The sequence below is a fragment of the Geodermatophilus sp. SYSU D01045 genome (assembly GCF_054050295.1).
The window spans coordinates 300,413-316,798 of the sequence record NZ_JBJGZB010000001.1 but is presented as its reverse complement, the minus strand read 5'-3'; the positions used below and the strand labels follow the sequence as shown (position 1 = coordinate 316,798).

Annotated in this window: 21 protein-coding genes; 13 read left to right on the top strand and 8 right to left on the bottom strand. The window is 76.9% G+C overall.

Annotation, left to right across the window (positions count from 1 at the left end; genetic code table 11):
• Window positions 1–24: 24 nt before the first annotated feature.
• Window positions 25–915: an LLM class flavin-dependent oxidoreductase gene (locus ACI798_RS01785; RefSeq protein ID WP_457047031.1), complete on the bottom strand. Its 891-nt coding sequence runs from the start codon at window positions 913–915 to the stop codon at window positions 25–27.
• 84 nt (window positions 916–999) lie between these two features.
• Here ACI798_RS01785 and mshB point away from each other — a divergent pair, with 84 nt between their 5' ends.
• Both mshB and ACI798_RS01775 read left to right on the top strand, forming a co-directional pair.
• A complete protein-coding gene (gene mshB / locus ACI798_RS01780; protein WP_457047030.1) occupies window positions 1,000–1,896 on the top strand; it encodes an N-acetyl-1-D-myo-inositol-2-amino-2-deoxy-alpha-D-glucopyranoside deacetylase in 897 nt (298 codons plus the stop codon).
• Window positions 1,893–2,288, top strand: coding sequence for a hypothetical protein (locus ACI798_RS01775; RefSeq protein ID WP_456941191.1), 396 nt, complete (start codon window positions 1,893–1,895; stop codon window positions 2,286–2,288). Before mshB ends, ACI798_RS01775 begins: the two co-directional genes overlap by 4 nt.
• Before the next feature lie 65 nt (window positions 2,289–2,353).
• On the opposite strand, the gene ACI798_RS01770 is transcribed toward ACI798_RS01775, so the two are convergent.
• On the bottom strand, window positions 2,354–3,103 hold the full coding sequence (locus ACI798_RS01770) for a GNAT family N-acetyltransferase (protein ID WP_457047029.1): 750 nt from the start codon (window positions 3,101–3,103) through the stop codon (window positions 2,354–2,356).
• A gap of 161 nt (window positions 3,104–3,264) precedes the next feature.
• On the opposite strand from ACI798_RS01770, the gene fdxA reads away from it, so the two are divergent.
• The 3 genes from fdxA to ACI798_RS01755 all read left to right on the top strand — a co-directional run bounded on the left by fdxA (window position 3,265) and on the right by ACI798_RS01755 (window position 4,998).
• Entirely contained in the window at window positions 3,265–3,591 is a 327-nt protein-coding gene (fdxA, locus tag ACI798_RS01765; RefSeq protein ID WP_456941193.1) for a ferredoxin, read from the top strand.
• Window positions 3,588–4,724, top strand: coding sequence for a succinyldiaminopimelate transaminase (gene dapC / locus ACI798_RS01760; RefSeq protein WP_457047035.1), 1,137 nt, complete (start codon window positions 3,588–3,590; stop codon window positions 4,722–4,724). The genes fdxA and dapC overlap by 4 nt, the downstream gene beginning before the upstream one ends.
• 109 nt (window positions 4,725–4,833) lie before the next feature.
• Complete coding sequence (locus tag ACI798_RS01755; RefSeq protein WP_456941194.1) at window positions 4,834–4,998, top strand: hypothetical protein; 165 nt, start codon at window positions 4,834–4,836, stop codon at window positions 4,996–4,998.
• 1 nt (window position 4,999) lies between these two features.
• Here ACI798_RS01755 and ACI798_RS01750 read toward each other — a convergent pair whose 3' ends face one another.
• The gene (locus tag ACI798_RS01750) at window positions 5,000–5,695 is read right to left on the bottom strand and encodes a hypothetical protein (protein ID WP_457047028.1); all 696 of its coding nucleotides are present in this window, start codon (window positions 5,693–5,695) and stop codon (window positions 5,000–5,002) included.
• A 137-nt stretch (window positions 5,696–5,832) separates the two neighbouring features.
• Here ACI798_RS01750 and ACI798_RS01745 point away from each other — a divergent pair, with 137 nt between their 5' ends.
• A complete protein-coding gene (locus ACI798_RS01745) occupies window positions 5,833–6,939 on the top strand; it encodes an alpha/beta fold hydrolase (protein WP_456941196.1) in 1,107 nt (368 codons plus the stop codon).
• Window positions 6,940–6,951: 12 nt separating this feature from the next.
• Here the strand turns inward: ACI798_RS01745 and dapD are convergent, their stop codons facing one another.
• Entirely contained in the window at window positions 6,952–7,929 is a 978-nt protein-coding gene (gene dapD, locus ACI798_RS01740; protein WP_457047027.1) for a 2,3,4,5-tetrahydropyridine-2,6-dicarboxylate N-succinyltransferase, read from the bottom strand.
• Between the two features lie 53 nt (window positions 7,930–7,982).
• On the opposite strand from dapD, the gene dapE reads away from it, so the two are divergent.
• Genes dapE through ACI798_RS01720 form a run of 4 tightly spaced genes read left to right on the top strand, consistent with a single transcriptional unit; the run spans window position 7,983 to window position 10,788 of the window.
• Window positions 7,983–9,089 carry a succinyl-diaminopimelate desuccinylase gene (gene dapE, locus ACI798_RS01735; protein WP_457047026.1) on the top strand — a complete coding sequence of 369 codons (1,107 nt, stop codon included), beginning with the start codon at window positions 7,983–7,985 and terminating at the stop codon, window positions 9,087–9,089.
• Window positions 9,086–9,928 carry an LOG family protein gene (locus ACI798_RS01730; RefSeq protein WP_456941199.1) on the top strand — a complete coding sequence of 281 codons (843 nt, stop codon included), beginning with the start codon at window positions 9,086–9,088 and terminating at the stop codon, window positions 9,926–9,928. The genes dapE and ACI798_RS01730 overlap by 4 nt, the downstream gene beginning before the upstream one ends.
• A gap of 7 nt (window positions 9,929–9,935) precedes the next feature.
• Window positions 9,936–10,331: a DivIVA domain-containing protein gene (locus ACI798_RS01725; protein ID WP_457047025.1), complete on the top strand. Its 396-nt coding sequence runs from the start codon at window positions 9,936–9,938 to the stop codon at window positions 10,329–10,331.
• Window positions 10,324–10,788 (top strand): SRPBCC family protein, encoded by a 465-nt coding sequence (locus ACI798_RS01720; RefSeq protein WP_456941201.1) that lies wholly within the window; start codon window positions 10,324–10,326, stop codon window positions 10,786–10,788. The genes ACI798_RS01725 and ACI798_RS01720 overlap by 8 nt, the downstream gene beginning before the upstream one ends.
• Here the strand turns inward: ACI798_RS01720 and ACI798_RS01715 are convergent.
• Both ACI798_RS01715 and ACI798_RS01710 read right to left on the bottom strand, forming a co-directional pair.
• Window positions 10,776–11,501: a cytochrome c oxidase assembly protein gene (locus tag ACI798_RS01715; RefSeq protein ID WP_457047024.1), complete on the bottom strand. Its 726-nt coding sequence runs from the start codon at window positions 11,499–11,501 to the stop codon at window positions 10,776–10,778. The two genes, ACI798_RS01720 and ACI798_RS01715, sit on opposite strands and share 13 nt — an antisense overlap.
• On the bottom strand, window positions 11,498–11,965 hold the full coding sequence (locus tag ACI798_RS01710; protein WP_457047023.1) for a DUF2243 domain-containing protein: 468 nt from the start codon (window positions 11,963–11,965) through the stop codon (window positions 11,498–11,500). Before ACI798_RS01710 ends, ACI798_RS01715 begins: the two co-directional genes overlap by 4 nt.
• 105 nt (window positions 11,966–12,070) lie before the next feature.
• Here ACI798_RS01710 and ACI798_RS01705 point away from each other — a divergent pair, with 105 nt between their 5' ends.
• On the top strand, window positions 12,071–12,880 hold the full coding sequence (locus tag ACI798_RS01705) for a MerR family transcriptional regulator (protein ID WP_457047022.1): 810 nt from the start codon (window positions 12,071–12,073) through the stop codon (window positions 12,878–12,880).
• Window position 12,881: 1 nt separating this feature from the next.
• On the opposite strand, the gene ACI798_RS01700 is transcribed toward ACI798_RS01705, so the two are convergent.
• Together ACI798_RS01700 and ACI798_RS01695 are read right to left on the bottom strand one after the other, a co-directional pair.
• Window positions 12,882–13,511 (bottom strand): LysE family translocator, encoded by a 630-nt coding sequence (locus ACI798_RS01700; protein ID WP_456941205.1) that lies wholly within the window; start codon window positions 13,509–13,511, stop codon window positions 12,882–12,884.
• A gap of 268 nt (window positions 13,512–13,779) precedes the next feature.
• Window positions 13,780–14,475 (bottom strand): TetR/AcrR family transcriptional regulator C-terminal domain-containing protein, encoded by a 696-nt coding sequence (locus ACI798_RS01695; protein WP_456941206.1) that lies wholly within the window; start codon window positions 14,473–14,475, stop codon window positions 13,780–13,782.
• A 114-nt stretch (window positions 14,476–14,589) separates the two neighbouring features.
• On the opposite strand from ACI798_RS01695, the gene ACI798_RS01690 reads away from it, so the two are divergent.
• Both ACI798_RS01690 and ACI798_RS01685 read left to right on the top strand, forming a co-directional pair.
• Window positions 14,590–15,537: an ATP-binding cassette domain-containing protein gene (locus ACI798_RS01690; RefSeq protein ID WP_457047021.1), complete on the top strand. Its 948-nt coding sequence runs from the start codon at window positions 14,590–14,592 to the stop codon at window positions 15,535–15,537.
• Window positions 15,534–16,382 carry an ABC transporter permease gene (locus ACI798_RS01685; protein WP_457047020.1) on the top strand — a complete coding sequence of 283 codons (849 nt, stop codon included), beginning with the start codon at window positions 15,534–15,536 and terminating at the stop codon, window positions 16,380–16,382. Before ACI798_RS01690 ends, ACI798_RS01685 begins: the two co-directional genes overlap by 4 nt.
• Window positions 16,383–16,386: the final 4 nt, after the last annotated feature.

Below are 16,386 nucleotides of genomic sequence, written 5' to 3'. Positions count from 1 at the left end.
GGGGTGGCCACCGCGCCGTCGTCGTCAGGGGGTGCCGACCTGCGGCAGCACCCGCTCCCGGAGCAGCCCGAGCTGGTGCACCGGGTCGGTCAGCGGCCAGAACAGCACCCGCTGCACCCCCGCCGCGGCGAACGCGGCCAGCCGCCGGGCGCACACCTCCGCCGGCCCGATCGGCAGCTGCCGCAGCGCCTCGGGGGACCGCCCGACCAGCGGGGCCAGGACGTCGGTGAGCACCCGCTCGCCCGCGCCGGCGTCCTCGGTGACGTGGACCCACGTGGTCGCGAGTGCGTTCGGCAGCGGCGTCCGCCGGCCGGCCGTGAGCTCCCCGAGGGTGCCGAGGGCCTCGCGGAACCGGTCGGGGGAGGTGTTGTAGGCCGAGGCGACCCAACCGTCCCCCAGGCGGGCGACGCGCCGCAGCCCGGCGGCACTGCCCCAGGCGGCCACCCACACGGGCAGCCGCGGGGAGGACGGCTCCAGCCGCGCCCCGCCGTCGCCGGCGGCATCGCCGCGCAGCAGGGCGCGGAGGGTGCGCAGGCCCTCGTCGAAGCGGCGCCACCGCTCCTCGAACAGGAGGCCCGCCAGCGCGTGGTCCGCCGGGGACGACCCGGGGCCCACGCCGGCCACCAGGCGCCCGCCGGACAGGACGTCGATCGCCGTCAGCGTCTTGGCCGTCGCGGCGGCGCCGCGGACGACGGGGAGGGCCACCGTGGTCGCCAGGGTCGCGTCCCCGGAGCAGTCGGCCACCGCGGCCAGGGCGGTCGGGCCGTCCAGCCAGGGCCGGGCGAAGACGAGGTGGTCGTTGGCGCACAGCCACGTGTACCCCAGGTCCACCGCCGCCCGGGCGTGGTCCCGCAGCGCGGGGAGGGAGAACCCGCCGCCGAGGTCGGCGAGGGGGAGGTGGGCGCCGTACTCCACGTCGGCACCGTCCGCCCCCGGCGCCGGGCCGCACCAGGGGCGCAGGTCCGTGCGCGGGCGAGCCCGGTGGGAGACTGTGCGCCCGTGACCGCAGACCGCCGCATCCTCCTGGTCCACGCCCACCCCGACGACGAGACGATCAACAACGGCGCCACGATGGCCCGCTACGTCGCCGAGGGGGCGCAGGTCACGCTGCTCACCTGCACGCTGGGGGAGGAGGGCGAGGTCCTCGTCCCGGAGCTGGCTCAGCTGGCCCCCGACCAGGCCGACCAGCTCGGCGGCTACCGGATCGGCGAGCTGGCCGCCGCGATGGCCGCCCTCGGCGTCACCGACAGCCGCTTCCTCGGCGGCCCCGGCCGCTACCGGGACTCCGGGATGATGGGGACGCCGGCCAACGACCACCCGCGCGCCTTCTGGAACGCCGCCCTCGACGAGGCGGTGGGCCACGCGGTCGCCGTCGTGCGGGAGGTGCGGCCGCAGGTCGTGGTCACCTACGACGAGAACGGCGGCTACGGCCACCCCGACCACATCCAGGCCCACCGCGTCGCGATGGCCGCCGTCGAGCGCGCCGCCGACCCCGCCTGGCGCCCGGAGCTGGGCGCGGCGTGGGACGTCGCGAAGGTCTACTGGGCCTGCGTGCCGCGGTCGGTGCTGCGCGAGGGCGCCGAGGCCATGGCCGCGCTGGGGGAGGCCTCGCCGTTCGAGCAGCTCGGCGAGATCGACGACATCCCCTTCGCCGTCCCCGACGAGCTGGTGACCGCCGCCGTCGACGGCCGCGCCCACGCCGGCCGCAAGGACGCCGCCATGCGCGCCCACGCCACCCAGATCACCGTCGACGGGCCGTTCTTCGCGCTGTCCAACAACTACGGCCAGGAGGTGCTCGGCATCGAGCACTACCGGCTGGTGCGCGGCGAGCGCGGCCCCGCGGGGGACGGGCCGCACGGCTGGGAGGACGACCTGTTCGCCGGCCTGGACGCGTGAGCCGGCTCCCCGGGCTGGTCCTCGCCGGGCTCGCGGCGGTGCTGGTCGCCGGGTGGCTGGCGCTGGTCGAGGTGTTCTGGCTGCCGCTGCGGGTGGCCGGCGTCCTGCTGCCGCTGTCGGTCCTGGCCGCCGTCGCGGGCAACTACCTGCTGGTCACTGGCGCGCACCTGCTCACCGGCTCGCGCGTGGTCGCGCTGCTCCCGGCGGTCACCTGGCTGGTGGTCGCGGTCGGCGCGACGATGCCCCGGCCCGAGGGTGACCTGGTCGCCGTCGGCACCGGCGGGCTCGGCGCGGTCACCCTCGCCTTCCTGGGCCTCGGGGTGACCGCCGCGGCCGTCGCCGTGGGCCGGGTCCTGGCGAGGCCGCACCGTCCGGCCGGCCCGCCGGCCTGAGGATCGGCGCGCCGCCCGCTGCCGGGGGCCGCGCGGCGCGCCGGGTGCCCGGCTGAACCCGGGCGTCAGTCCGGCGCCCACCGGTAGTGGTAGCGGTGGTGCTCGACGTAGCCGGCCCGGCGGTACAGCGCCCGGGCCGGCGCGTTGGAGGCGGTCACCTGCAGGTAGACCCAGCGCGCGCCGTGGTCGGCGCCCCACCGGGTCACCGCCGCCATCACCGCCGTCGCGAGGCCCGCGCGGCGGGCGTCCTCGGCGACGGTGACCGCGCTGACGCCCAGCCAGTCGCCGGTGACCACGCCGCGGGCCACCGCGGCCGGCGCCGCGCCCGGGTCCGGCCGCACGGCCGCGAAGACGACGACGGGGGCGCTGGTCAGCACGGCGGGCGCGGTGGGCGGCAGCGCGTTCCCGAGGTGCCGGTAAGCGCCCAGCCAGCCGTCGTCGGGGGTGGGGGAGAGCTCGACCGGCACGCCGTCCTCCGGGCCGGGGACCAGCGGCGCGGTGAGCACCAGGACGTCCTCGCCGCGCTCCCACCCGGCGGCGGCGAACGCGGCGTCGGCGGGGCGGGCCTGCACGCCGGGCAGCGCCGCGCCCGGCCGCAGCCCGCGCCCGCGGTACCACGCGGTCACCGCGCCGACCGCCTCCGGCAGCGGCCGGCCGGGGTCGCCGACGACCAGCGCGGTGTTGGCCCGGCCGGTGAACCCGCCCCCGGCGCGCAGCAGCCAGTCGCCCAGCGGCTCCTCCTCGGTGCCGCGCCAGCCGCGCGCGGCGACCCGCTCCAGGTCGGCCACGCCCAGCGGCGAGCGGCTCTGTCCCACGGCCCGATCCTGCGGGGTGCGCTCCCGCGTCCCTCCACCGGGGCGGGTGGGTCCACCCGTCGCGCCCGGCCCCCGGAGCCGGGGCCATACTGACGGGCGACACGCGCGGGCCCGGCGGGAGCCGGGGCCGCTGCCCGCACGTCCCCCAGGGAGGACCCACCGTGACCTACGTGATCACCCAGGCCTGCGTCGACGTCCTCGACAAGGCGTGCATCGACGAGTGTCCGGTGGACTGCATCTACGAGGGCGACCGGATGCTCTACATCCACCCCGACGAGTGCGTCGACTGCGGCGCGTGCGAGCCGGTGTGCCCGGTCGAGGCCATCTACTACGAGGACGACGTCCCGGACCGGTGGAAGGACTTCTACAACGCCAACGTGGAGTTCTTCTCCGACCTCGGCAGCCCCGGCGGCGCGGCCAAGACCGGGAAGATCGGCAAGGACCACCCGCTGGTGGCGGCTCTCCCGCCGCAGGGCGAGGAGCACTGACGACCGCCGTCCCGGGGACGGCGGCCGGGCGGCTGCCCGACTTCCCCTGGGACAGCCTCGAGGCCGCCCGGGCGCGCGCCGCGCAGCACCCGGGCGGCCTCGTCGACCTCTCCATCGGGACGCCGGTCGACGAGACCCCCGAGGTCCTGCGCACGGCGCTCGCCGCGGCCGGGAACTCCCCGGGTTACCCGACGGCGCTGGGGATCCGTGAGCTGCGGGCCGCGGCGGCCGGCTGGCTGCAGCGCCGGCTCGGCGTGACCGTGGCCGACCCGTTCGCCGCGGACCCGTCGGTGATCCCGACCGTGGGGTCCAAGGAGCTCGTGGCACTGCTGCCCACGCTGCTGGGCCTGCGCGAGGGCACCGTGGTCATCCCCGAGGTGGCCTACCCGACCTACGAGGTGGGCGCGGTCCTGTCCGGGCTCGCCGTGCGCCGCACCGACACCCCGCCCGACGACCCCGCAGGCGTCGTCCTGGTGTGGCTGAACTCCCCGGGCAACCCGCACGGCCGCGTCCTGTCCGACGACGAGTTGCGCGCCTGGGTGGCGTGGGGCCGGGCGCACGGCGTACCGGTCGTCGCCGACGAGTGCTACGCGACGCTCGGCTGGGACGTGCAGCCCCGCTCGCTGCTGCACCCCGCCGTCGCCGGTGGGGACCACACCGGCCTGCTGGCGGTCCACTCGCTGTCCAAGCAGTCCACGGCGGCCGGCTACCGCGCCGGGCTGCTGTCGGGCGACCCGGCGCTGGTCCGGCAGGTGTGGGAGGTGCGCCGCCACCTCGGGCTGCTGGTGCCCGGGCCCGTGCAGGCCGCCATGGCCGCGGCGCTGGCCGACGACGCGCACGTGGACGCGCAGCGCGAGCGCTACCGCGCCCGCCGGGAGCGGCTGGCCGCGGCGGTGCGCGCGACCGGCGCGCGGATCGACCACTCCGAGGCGGGCCTGTACCTCTGGATCACCCGCGACGAGGACTGCTGGGCGACCGTCGACTGGCTGGCGGGACTCGGGATCGTCCCCGCGCCCGGGTCCTTCTACGGCCCGGCCGGCGTGCGGCACGTGCGCATGGCGCTGACCGCCAGCGACGAGCGCATCGACGCCGCCGTGGCGCGCCTCACCGCCGAGGGCGCCGGCCGCCACTAGCCGCCCGCAAGCAGGCGTCAGTCCTCCGCCAGAGCCCCGCAAGGGCGCACCGACACGGTGGTCCCGTCAGCCGGGCAAGCCCGCCCGGCCCCGTCGCGGAGGCCCTGCCGTGTTCCTCGTGCTGTTCCTGCTGTTCCCCGTCGTCGCCCTCGTCGCGTTGGTCGCGCTCGAGGCGCACCTGCACCGCAACCGCAGCCTGGCCGGCTCGGCCGGGATGCCCGCGGCCCTCGACCGGCCCGAGCTCCACGGCAAGAGCCGCGCCCGGCTGAGCTGAGTCACCCGCAGTTGCGCTCGCGCTCGTCGGAGCCCAGCGCCGTGGTCAGCGCCTGCGCGAAGTCGCTCCAGCGCTGGTAGGCCTCGGGAAAACCCGAGCGCTGCACCCGCTGTGCGGCGTCGGTCAGCCGCATCGTGTCCCAGCCGGGGACCCGCACCAGCCGGTCGTAGAACTGGCCGGCCGCGTAGACCGGGTCCTGCACCTGCGCCGGCGTGCCCCAGCCCTGCGAGGGCCGCTGCTGGAACAGGCCGAGGGAGTCGCGGTCGCCGTGGTCGAGGTTGCGCAGCGTCGACTCCTGCATCGCCGTGGCCAGCGCGATGACCACGGCCCGCTCGGGGAGCCCGCGCTGCCGGGCGACGGCCGCGATCGTCTGGGCGTTGGTCCACTGCTCGGCGGACAGCGTCACCGACGTCGACGGGACGGTGCAGATCCCGGTCGCCGCCGGCGCGGGCAGCTCGGACCGGTCGGCCTTCCACGCCAGGGCGAACACCACGACGATCCCGATCACGTAGGCGGGCCACCACGTGCGCAGGGCGGCCGGGCCGCCGCGGCGGGGGCGGCCGGCGGGACGCCGGGCCGGTTGACGCCCGGCGGGGGCGCGCTTGGGGGCGGGCCGGCTGCCGGAGGGCCGCTTGGCCGCCGGGCGCCGGGGAGCCGTCGCCGGCCGGCGGGGCGGAGCCGTCCGTGCGCTGGTCATCGCCCCCGACTGTAGGTGCGCTCCCCGGCAGGACCCCGGACGTCGCGGTGCGGACGGGTGTCGTGGGACGGGCGTGATCGCTACGGTGACGGCCGCCTCACGCCGTCCTCCCGCCCCGCGCGCCCCCTGGAGCCCGCATGCCCGACGTCCTGCTGCCCGGCGTCTCCGCCACCCGCGTGCCCACCACGCGGCTCACCCAGAACGTGCTGCACCCCGACGGCACCGACCCGGGCGGCCCCGGCGAGGCGGTGCTGTTCGTGCACGGCAACGTCAGCTCCGCGCTGTTCTGGCAGCAGACGGTGCTGGCCGTGCACGGGACCGGGCGGCACCGGGTGCTCGCCGTCGACCTGCGGGGGTACGGCGACACCGACCCGCTGCCGGTCGACGCGGGCCGCGGCGTCGGCGACTGGGCCGACGACCTCGGCGCGCTGCTGGACACCCTCGGCCTGGACCGGGTGCACCTGGTCGGCTGGAGCATGGGCGCAGCCGTCGTGCTGCAGCACCTGCTCGACGCGCCGGGCCGGATCGCCTCGGTGACCCTGGTCGCGCCGGTGTCGCCCTACGGCTTCGGCGGCACGGCCGGACCGGACGGCCGGCGGGTGGCCGACGACGGCGCGGGCTCCGGCGGGGGGCTGGCCAACCCGGAGTTCGTGGCGGCGCTGGCCGCCGGCGACACCTCCGACGCCACGCCGTCCTCACCGCGCTCGGTGCTGCGCGCCTTCTACGTGGCGCCGGGCTCGCTGCCGCTGGACCCGGCGCTGGAGGACGTCTTCGTCGCCGCGATGCTGTCCACCCGCACCGGCGAGGACCACTACCCGGGCGACGCCGTGCCGAGCGACACCTGGCCGGGGACCGCGCCGGGGACGCGCGGGGTGCTCAACACCATGGCCCCCACGGTGTTCGACGTCTCCGGGATCGCCGAGCTGGCCGACAAGCCCCCGGTGCTGTGGATCCGCGGCGACGCCGACGCGATCGTCTCCGACACCTCGGTGTTCGACCTGGCGTACCTCGGGCAGCTCGGCGCGGTGCCGGGCTGGCCGGGCGCGGAGGTCTGCCCGCCGCAGCCGACGGTCACCCAGACCCGCGCCGTGCTCGACCGCTACGCCGCGACCGGCGGCGCCTACCGCGAGGTGGTCCTGCCCGGGGTCGGGCACTCGCCGCACGTCGAGCGGCCGCAGGAGTTCGTCGTCGCGCTGCTCGAGCACCTCGCCGCCCCCGCCGAGCAGCCCGCCGGCCTCACCTGAGGCGAACCGGCGTCAGTCGTTGGCGTGCAGGGCGGCGTTGAGGGCGCCCCACTGGCCCGACCGCGGCAGCGCCTCCAGCGCACCGGAGACGCTGTTGCGGCGGAACAGCAGCCCGTCGCGGCCGGACAGCTCGCGGCCCTTGACCACCGACCCGTCGGGCAGGGTGATCCGCGAGCCCGCGGTGACGTAGCAGCCGGCCTCGACGACGCAGTCGTCGCCGAGGGAGATGCCGATGCCGGAGTTGGCGCCGAGCAGGCAGCCGGTGCCGATCGAGACGACCTCCTTGCCGCCCCCGGACAGCGTCCCCATGATCGACGCGCTGCCGCCGATGTCGCTGTCGGCGCCGACGACGACGCCCGCGCTGATCCGGCCCTCGACCATCGACGGGCCGAGCGTGCCGGCGTTGTAGTTGACGAAGCCCTCGTGCATCACCGTCGTCCCCTCGGCCAGGTGCGCGCCCAGCCGCACCCGGTCGGCGTCGGCGACCCGCACGCCGGCGGGGAGCACGTAGTCGACCATCCGCGGGAACTTGTCCACCGACAGCACGGTCACGTGCCCGTGCGCCGCGCGCAGGGTCGCGCGGCGGGCGGGGGTCAGCTCGGTGGCCAGCACCGGGCCGGCGCTGGTCCAGGCCACGTTGGCCAGCAGGCCGAAGACGCCGTCCAGGTTGACCCCGTGCGGGCGGACCAGGCGGTGCGAGAGCAGGTGCAGCCGCAGGTAGACGTCGTGGGCGTCGGCCGGCGGCGCGTCGAGGTCGGGGACGACCGTCCGGACGCCGACCACCTCCACGCCGCGGGCGTCGTCGGTGCGCACCAGCCCGGAGAACTCGTGCCCGAGCTCGCCCCCGAGCTCCAGGGTGCCGAGCTGGTGGGTTTCGGCCGGCCCGTCGCCGCCGCCGAGCGCGGGGGAGGGGTACCAGGTGTCCAGGACGGTGCCGGAGGCGGTGATGGTCGCGAGGCCGGCGGCGACGGCGGAGCGTGGAGCGGTCACGGTCCCGACGCTACCCAGCGACGTCGCACCGCCCGCCCGTAGGCTCGGGCACCGTGACCGGCGCGCTCGACCTGGACCTGTCCGCCGACGTCCTCACCCTCACCCGGGCGCTGGTCGACACCCCGTCGGTCTCCGGCGACGAGCGGGTGCTCGCCGACGCCGTCGAGGCCGCGCTGCGGGCGCTGGGCGGGCTGGAGGTCGAGCGGGTCGGCGACACGGTGCTGGCCCGCACCACGCTCGGCCGCGACACCCGGATCGTGCTGGCCGGCCACCTGGACACGGTGCCGATCGCGGACAACGTGCCGAGCCGGGTCGAGGACGGGCGGCTGCACGGCTGCGGCACCAGCGACATGAAGTCCGGCGACGCCGTGATGCTGCGGCTGGCCGGTCGCTTCGGCGTCCCGGGTGCGGAGCCCGCGCACGACGTCACGTTCGTCTTCTACGACAACGAGGAGGTCGAGTCCGCGAAGAGCGGCCTCGGCCGGGTGGCCCGCGAGCGGCGCGGCTGGCTCTACGGCGACCTCGCCGTCCTCCTCGAGCCCACCGACGGCGAGGTCGAGGCCGGCTGCCAGGGCACGTTGCGGGCGGTGCTGGAGGTGACCGGCCGCCGGGCGCACTCGGCGCGCAGCTGGCTCGGGGTGAACGCCATCCACGGCGCCGCCGGGATCCTCGGCACGCTGGCCGCCTACGAGGCGCGGCAGGTCGAGATCGACGGCTGCACCTACCGCGAGGGGCTCAACGCCGTCCGCGTCGAGGGCGGGGTCGCGGGCAACGTCGTCCCGGACGAGTGCCGGGTGACGGTCAACTTCCGCTACGCCCCGGACCGGGACGAGGACGCCGCGGAGGCGCACGTCCGCGAGGTGTTCGCCGGCGCGCTGGCCGACGGCGCCACGCTGACCGTCGTCGACAACGCCGGCGGCGCGCTGCCCGGGCTGACCGAGCCCGCCGCCGCGGCCTTCGTCGCCGCCGTCGGCCGGCCGGCGCGGGCCAAGCTCGGCTGGACCGACGTCGCCCGGTTCGCCGCCCTCGGCATCCCGGCGGTCAACTACGGACCCGGGGACCCCCAGCTCGCCCACACCCGCGAGGAGTCCGTGCTCGTGGACCGGCTGCGGCCGGCCGAGGACGCCCTGACCGCCTACCTGTCCGGAGGCAGCGCATGACGATCATCCCGCAGCCCAACGGGGCCCGGAAGCCGCGCCCGACCCGTCACCGGGGTCCGATCACGCTGCGCGGCGGCGAGCCGGACCCGCAGACGGTCGGGACGACGACCGACCAGCGGCTGCTCGACCGCCGCGGGCCGACCGACTGGGTGCACACGGACCCGTGGCGCGTGCTGCGGATCCAGAGCGAGTTCGTCGAGGGCTTCGGCCTGCTCGCCGAGCTGCCGCGGGCGGTCAGCGTGTTCGGCAGCGCCCGCACCAAGCCCGACCACCCGTACTACCGGGCGGGGGTGGAGATCGGCGCCGCGCTGGCGGAGGCCGGCTACGCCGTCATCACCGGCGGCGGACCGGGCGGGATGGAGGCGGCCAACCGCGGCGCGTCGGAGGCCGGCGGGCTGTCGGTGGGCCTGGGCATCGAGCTGCCGTTCGAGCAGGAGCTCAACGAGTGGGTCGACCTCGGCATCAGCTTCCGCTACTTCTTCGTGCGCAAGACCATGTTCGTGAAGTACGCGCAGGCCTTCGTCATCCTCCCCGGCGGCTTCGGCACCCTCGACGAGCTGTTCGAGGCGCTGACGCTGGTGCAGACCCGCAAGGTCACCCGCTTCCCGGTCGTGCTGTTCGGCAGCACGTACTGGTCGGGCCTGGTCGACTGGATCCGCGGCACGCTGCTCGAGGCGGGCACCATCAGCCCCGGCGACCTGGACCTGCTCACCGTCACCGACGACGTCGACGAGGTGCTCGCCCACATCCGCGCGGCCGAGACCGCCCGCGAGGGCGGCGAGGGCGGCGGGGGCATGCGGGCGCCGCTGGCCCCGCCGGTCGAGCCGGTCGAGGGCTGAGGACGCCGTGCTGTCCCTGCTCGTCGGGATCGCCGCGGTCGCCGTCGTCGGGGCGCTGCTGTTCCTCGGCGGCTCGCTGCTGCTCGGCCGCGGCGAGACCCAGCCGCCGGCCGAGCTGGACCGCTCGCCGGTCGAGCTGCCCGACGACCGGCCGGTGACCGGCGAGGACGTGCGGGGACTGCGGGTGTCGGTGGCCGTGCGCGGCTACCGGATGAGCGAGGTCGACTGGCTGCTCGAGCAGCTGGCCCTGGCGCTGGACGAGCGCGACGAGGCGATCGCGGCGCTGCGGGCGGTCCCGCCGCCGCGGGCCGCGGACGCCGACACCGACCCCGACCTGCCCGTGCCGGACGGCGACGGGCCGGGCGGGGCACCGGCCGGGGACCCGGTGCGCCGCGATGCCTGAGCTGGTCCTGCCGGTCCACGTGGAGGCGCCGGTGGAGCGGGTGTGGGCGGCGCTCACCGACTGGCGCGGTCAGGGCCGGTGGATGCCGGCCACCGACGTCGAGGTGGTCACCGCCGCGGAGGAGGGCGTCGGCGTGCGGCTGGCCGCGCGCACCGGCGTCCCGCTGCCGTGGCGGCGCGGCCGGCACCTCGGGGTGCTCGACACGATGGTGGTCACCGAGTGGGACCCGCCGCGGCGCGTGGTCGTGCAGCACACCGGCCGGATCGTGCGGGGACCGGGCATCTTCGAGCTCACGCCGGCCGAGGGCGGCACCGACCTGGTCCTGACCGAACGGTGGTATCCGCCCTTCGGTCTGCTCGGCCGGCTCGGCTGGCCGCTGGCGCGCCCGGCTGTCGTCGTGGGCTTCCGGATCGCGCTGCGCCGGTTCGCCCGCTTCGCCCGCTCCTACCCGGGCTGAGCGGCCGCCCGGACGGCGTCGCGGCTGACGTACCAGCGCCGCCACAGCAGCGCCGCAGTCAACACGGTGACCACCGTGCCGCCGTCGTACATCAGCCGCGCGCCCTCCTCGGCGCCGACGGTCCCCGCGGGCGGGGCGGCGTAGAGGACCTTGGCCAGGACGTCGTGCGCGGCCGCCCCGCCGGCCAGCGCCAGCGCGCGCACGGCCACCGGCCGGCGGTGCGGCGCCGGGTCGACGGCGAGCACCGCCGCGGTGGCCAGGTAACCGGTGACCAGCACGTGCAGCCAGACGAGCGCGGCCAGGACCGGCCGGTGCGCGACGGCGGTGTGCAGCCCGGTGCCGTAGAGCGCCCACAGCCCGGCGGCGTTGAGCGGGACGGCGACCAGCGGGTCGGCCGGCCACCGGGCGGGCGCGGTGCGCAGCAGCCGGGACAGCCGGCGCGCGGCCGGCGGCGGTAGGGCGCGCAGCGCGAGGGTGACCGGGGCGCCGAGCACGAGCAGCAGCGGGGCGACCATGCCCACAAGCAGGTGCGCGGCCATGTGGGCGTGCAGGTCGGCGTGACCGGTCCCCGGTCCCGTGACCGCCACCGCCGCGGCGGCCAGCCCGGCGAGCCACGCGCCGGTGCGGGCCAGCGGCCACGGACGGCGGCATCGCCAGGTCGCGGCGACGTAGCCGGCGGCCGCGGCGAGCAGCAGCGCGAGGACGGCGGTCACCGGCGCGAGACCGGGCGCCCCCGCGAGCGCAGGAGCAGCAGGATCCCGGCGCCCAGCAGCGCCACGCCGGGCAGCACCCACGCGACGTCGTAGCCGGTGAGGTCGACGCCGTAGCGCACCTGGTGCAGCCGCAGCAGCTTGTGGTGCACCAGGCCGTCCCACACCTGGAAGGCGCCGGCGCCGGTGAGCACCGCGCCCCACCACAGGAGGGCGGCGAACGGGCCGCGGCGGCGGGCGTCGGCCAGCAGCGCCAGCCCCGCGACCGCGGCGGAGAACGTGCCGGCGTGCAGCAGCCCGTCGGAGACCAGGCCGGCCGCGCCGCTCGCCCGGTCGTAGAAGTGGTGCCAGTGCAGCAGCTGGTGGAAGACGATCTCGTCCACCGCGCCCGCGGTGCCGGCGCCGAGCAGCAGGCCGGAGACCAGCAGCCGGCGCCGGGGCGCGGGCCGGGGGAGTGCGTCGGGCACGGGCCCTCCCGTCGTCGGGGGTCCCCGGGCGCTGCCCGGCGAGCGCGGGCGGGAAACGGGCCCCGGCTGGACCGTGCCCCTGGGGCGTGCCGCACGCTCGTCGGCGTGAGCGGAGACCTGCTGCGGGCCGGCGAGTTCCTGCGGCGCACCCGGCTGTCGGCGAAGGCCCTGCGGCTCTACGCCGAGCAGGGGCTGCTCGTGCCCGACGCGGTGGACCCGTGGAGCGGCTACCGCGGCTACGCGGCCGGTCAGGTCGAGCGGGCCCGGCTCATCGCCGCGCTGCGCCGCGCGGGCATGCCGCTGGCCCGGCTGCGCGACGTCGTCGACCTCGACCCGCCCCAGCGGCGCGCCGCCGTCGCCCGCTGGTGGGCCGGCGTCGAGGACGACGTCCGGCGCCGCCGCGCACTGGTCGACGCGCTGACCGCGGAACCGGCCGAGGAGGACGACGTGTACGAGGTGTCCCTGCGCGCGGTGCCCGAGCGGACCGTGCTGACCGCCGAGCGGCGGCTGACCGTGGACGAGCTGGACGGGTTCGTCACTCCTGTGTCCGGCGAGATCGCCGCCCACCTGGAGCGCTCCGGCGCGGCGCCGGCCGGCCCGCTGCGGGTCGTCTACCACGGCATGGTCACCGAGGACGGCGACGGACCGGTCGAGGTGGTGCAGCCGTTCACCGGCCGGGTGGAGCCGGCGGGGGAACTGCGGATCCGGCTGCAGCAGGCCGGGCGCGAGGCGGTCACCTGCCTGTCCCGGCGGCAGGCGGAGTTCCCCGGGATCCTGCGCGCCTACGACGCGGTCGGCGCCTGGGTGGACGCCCGCGGGCTCGAGCGAGCGGGCAGCCCGGCGGAGGTCTACCTGAACGGGCGCGACGCCGACCCGGACGCCCCGCACGTCGAGGTGGCCTGGCCGGTGGCCTGAGTCAGCCGCGCGAGACGGCCAGCCGCGCGCCGAAGGCCAGCAGCGCGCAGCCGGTGAACGCGTCGAGGGCCCGGCGGACCCGGCGCCGCCCCAGCACCCGCCGCGCCCGGGACAGCCCGGCCACCAGCAGGAGCAGCCACACCAGCCCGACCACCGCGTGGGTGAGCGCGTAGGCCAGCAGCACCGGCACGGCGGTGCCCGGCGCGAGGAACTGCGGCAGGACGGCGAGGTAGAAGGCGAGCACCTTCGGGTTGGTCACGTTGCTGAGGAAGCCCTGGCGCAGGCCGGTGAGCGCGGCCCGCCCGGTGTCGGGCCCGCCGTCGCCCAGGTCGGGGTAGCGGCCGCGCACCGCCGAGCGGAACGCCTGGACGGCGAGGAACACGAGGTAGGCGACCCCCGCCCAGCGGATCGCCTGGAACAGCGGCTCCACGCGCACGACCAGCGCGGCCAGGCCGGTCGCGGCCGCCGCGCCCTGCAGGACGTTGGAGAGGGTGATGCCGACCGCGCTCCACGAACCGCGCACCCGGCCGCCGCCGAGGGTGTTGCGCAGGACGACGGCGACGTCCGGCCCCGGCACGAGGACCAGCACGACGGCGAGGACGACGAAGGTGCCGTAGCCGGACCCCTCCACGCCGCCGACGGTACCCACCGGGCGACCTCGGGCAGGGGCAGCAGCTCGCGGGGCCGCCGCTCCCACTCGTCGAAGGGGACCTCGCCCCGGCCGGCGAACAGGGCGGCGCCGCCGGCCTGCAGTGCCTCCGGCGAGGACCGGACGGAGACGGCGACGACGCGGGTGGTCTCCCGGTCGAGGAAGGCGCCGCTCTCCTCGAGCCCGTCGGTCCCGGCGGCCGCCTCGTGCAGCCGGCGCACGGCGCCGACCACGTCGTCGGTGGCCGGGATCAGTCCCGGGCCGGGACCGGCGCCCCCGGACCCCGGCGCCCGGCCCCGGGCGCCGGCGCCGCCGCGCGCCGGGCGCGCTCGCGGCGCTCCAGGCGAACGCGCAGCCCGTCGAGGAACAGCGCCAGCCCCTCCTCGAACCGCTCCTCGTCGCCGCCGGCCGCGGGCACCGCGGCCGCGAGGGTGGGGAAGACGTCCGGGTCGCCGGGCGGCCCGCCTCCCGGCTCGCCGGCCGGCCGGTCGAGCGCCGTCTGCGTCTCCAGCGCGTCCCCGAGGACGAACGACCCCAGCGCGGTCACCACGCGCACCGCCTCGCCCGGCTCCAGCCCCGCCTCCACCAGGACGCGCAGCGTGCGCTCGATGCCGGGCAGCGCCTCCTCGGTCGGCCGGTTGCCGGCCACCACCTGGACGCTGTCGCGGTGGGCGAGCAGCAGCGCCCGCCGCACCCGGCTCGCCTCGGCCAGCCACTCCCACACCGGCTCGCCGGGGTGCGGGGCGCGGGTGCTCTCCGGCACCTCGGCCAGGACCCGGTCGGCCACCAGGTCCAGCAGGTGCCGCTTGTCGCGGACGTGCCAGTAGAGCGTCGGCGCGCTCACACCCAGCCGCGCGGCGACCCCGCGGAGGGTCAGCCCCGCCAGCCCCTCGTCGTCGAGCACCGCGATGGCGGCGCGGACGACGTCGTCCCTCGAGATCGGCACCTTGACACTCTAACGGTGTTCGAGGACGCTGGCGGTGTGACTCTAACGGCGTTAGGGACCCCGTCGGGGGAGGCCGCTGCCGACCGCCCGCCCGCGGTCGAGGTCTCCGGCCTGGTGAAGACGTTCGACGAGGTCGAGGCCGTCCGCGGCATCGACCTCTCGGTGCGCGGGGGCGAGCTGTTCGGCTTCCTCGGCCCGAACGGTGCGGGCAAGTCCACGACCATCAAGATCCTGTGCACGCTGCTGCGCCCCACCGCCGGCACCGCGCGCGTGGCGGGCTTCGACGTCGTCCGCGACCGCACCGAGGTACGCCGGCACATCGGCCTGGTGTTCCAGGAGACGACCCTCGACGACCACCTCACCGCCGAGCAGAACCTCCGCTTCCACGCCGACATCTACGGGATGCCGAGGGCCGAGGTCGGGCCGCGGATCGACGCCGTCCTCGAGATGGTGGGCCTGACCGACCGCCGCGGCTCGCTCGTGCGCACCTTCTCCGGCGGCATGAAGCGCCGGCTGGAGATCGCCCGCGGGCTGCTGCACTCCCCGCGCGTGCTGTTCCTCGACGAGCCGACCATCGGGCTGGACCCGGAGTCGCGGGCGTCGCTGTGGCGCTACGTCGACCGGCTGCGCGCCGAGGAGGACATCACCGTCTTCCTGACCACGCACTACATGGACGAGGCCGAGCGCTGCGACCGCATCGCGATCGTCGACGCCGGCCGGATCGGCGCGCTGGACACCCCCTCGGCGCTCAAGGCCAGCGTCGGGCACGACCGGGTGCGGGTGGTCACCACCGACGACGACGCCGCCGAGGCGCTCGTGCGCGAGCGGCTGGGCGTGGAGACGGTGCGGGAGGCCGGCGCGCTCGTCGTCCTCACCCCCGACGGCGAGCAGTTCGTGCCGCGGCTGTTCGAGCTCGGCCTCACGGTCCGCTCGGTGAGCGTGTCCCGGCCGACGCTCGACGACGTGTTCCTGACCTACACCGGCGCGCGGATGGCCGACCGCCAGGCGGCGGCCGGCCGCAGCCCGATGGTGGCGGCGATGTTCCGGGGAGGCCGGCGATGACGATGACCACCGCTCCCGTCCGCCTCGCGGGCCGCGGCCTGCGGCACGAGCTGCGCGCGGTGAAGGTGGTGTGGCACCGCGACATCCTGCGGTTCCGCACCGACCGCGGCCGGATCCTGTCGTCGTTCGCCCAGCCGCTGCTGTTCCTGTTCGTACTGGGTGAGGGCCTGGGCGCCACGATCCCGGTCGACACCTTCGGCGACGCCGACTACTCGACGTTCCTGTTCCCTGGCGTGCTGGCCACCTCGGTCATGTTCACCGCCGTCTTCTCGGCCATCTCGATCGTCTGGGACCGCGAGCTCGGCTTCCTGCGGGAGATGCTCGTCGCGCCGGTCAGCCGGACCAGCATCGTGCTGGGCAAGGCGCTCGGCGGGGCGACGGTGGCGACGCTGCAGTCGGTCGTGCTGCTCGCCCTCGCCGGGCTGGTCGGCGTCCCCTACGCGCCGCTGATGATCGTCGGCACGATCGCGCTGCTGTTCCTCGTCGCGTTCTCGATCACCGCGCTGGGCCTGGTCATCGCCGTCCGCGTGGACCAGATCCAGACCGTCATGCCGCGGGTGCAGCTCCTGCTCGCGCCGCTGATGTTCCTGTCGGGTGCGTTCTTCCCGGTCAGCGCCGCGCTGCCGGGATGGCTGCACGCGCTCGCGCTGGCCAACCCGATCACCTACGGCGTCGACGCGGTGCGGCGGCTGGTCCTCCACTACGTCGACCCGGCCGGCGCCGACGCCGTCGCGCTGCACTGGGGGGACTGGACGGTGCCGGTCTGGCTCGACGTCGTCATCGTGGGCGGGGTGGGCGCGGCGCTGCTCGGCGTCGCCGCCTGGCTGTTCAGCCGCCCCGAGTAGCGGT

Excerpts from the sequence above, each read along its gene's own strand:
- ACI798_RS01745 (WP_456941196.1), top strand. The coding sequence starts at position 5,833 with ATGCCCGACGTCCTGCTGCCCGGCGTCTCCGCCACCCGCGTGCCCACC.
- ACI798_RS01750 (WP_457047028.1), bottom strand. The coding sequence starts at position 5,695 with ATGACCAGCGCACGGACGGCTCCGCCCCGCCGGCCGGCGACGGCTCCC.
- ACI798_RS01730 (WP_456941199.1), top strand. The coding sequence starts at position 9,086 with ATGACGATCATCCCGCAGCCCAACGGGGCCCGGAAGCCGCGCCCGACC.
- ACI798_RS01720 (WP_456941201.1), top strand. The coding sequence starts at position 10,324 with ATGCCTGAGCTGGTCCTGCCGGTCCACGTGGAGGCGCCGGTGGAGCGG.
- ACI798_RS01685 (WP_457047020.1), top strand. The coding sequence starts at position 15,534 with ATGACGATGACCACCGCTCCCGTCCGCCTCGCGGGCCGCGGCCTGCGG.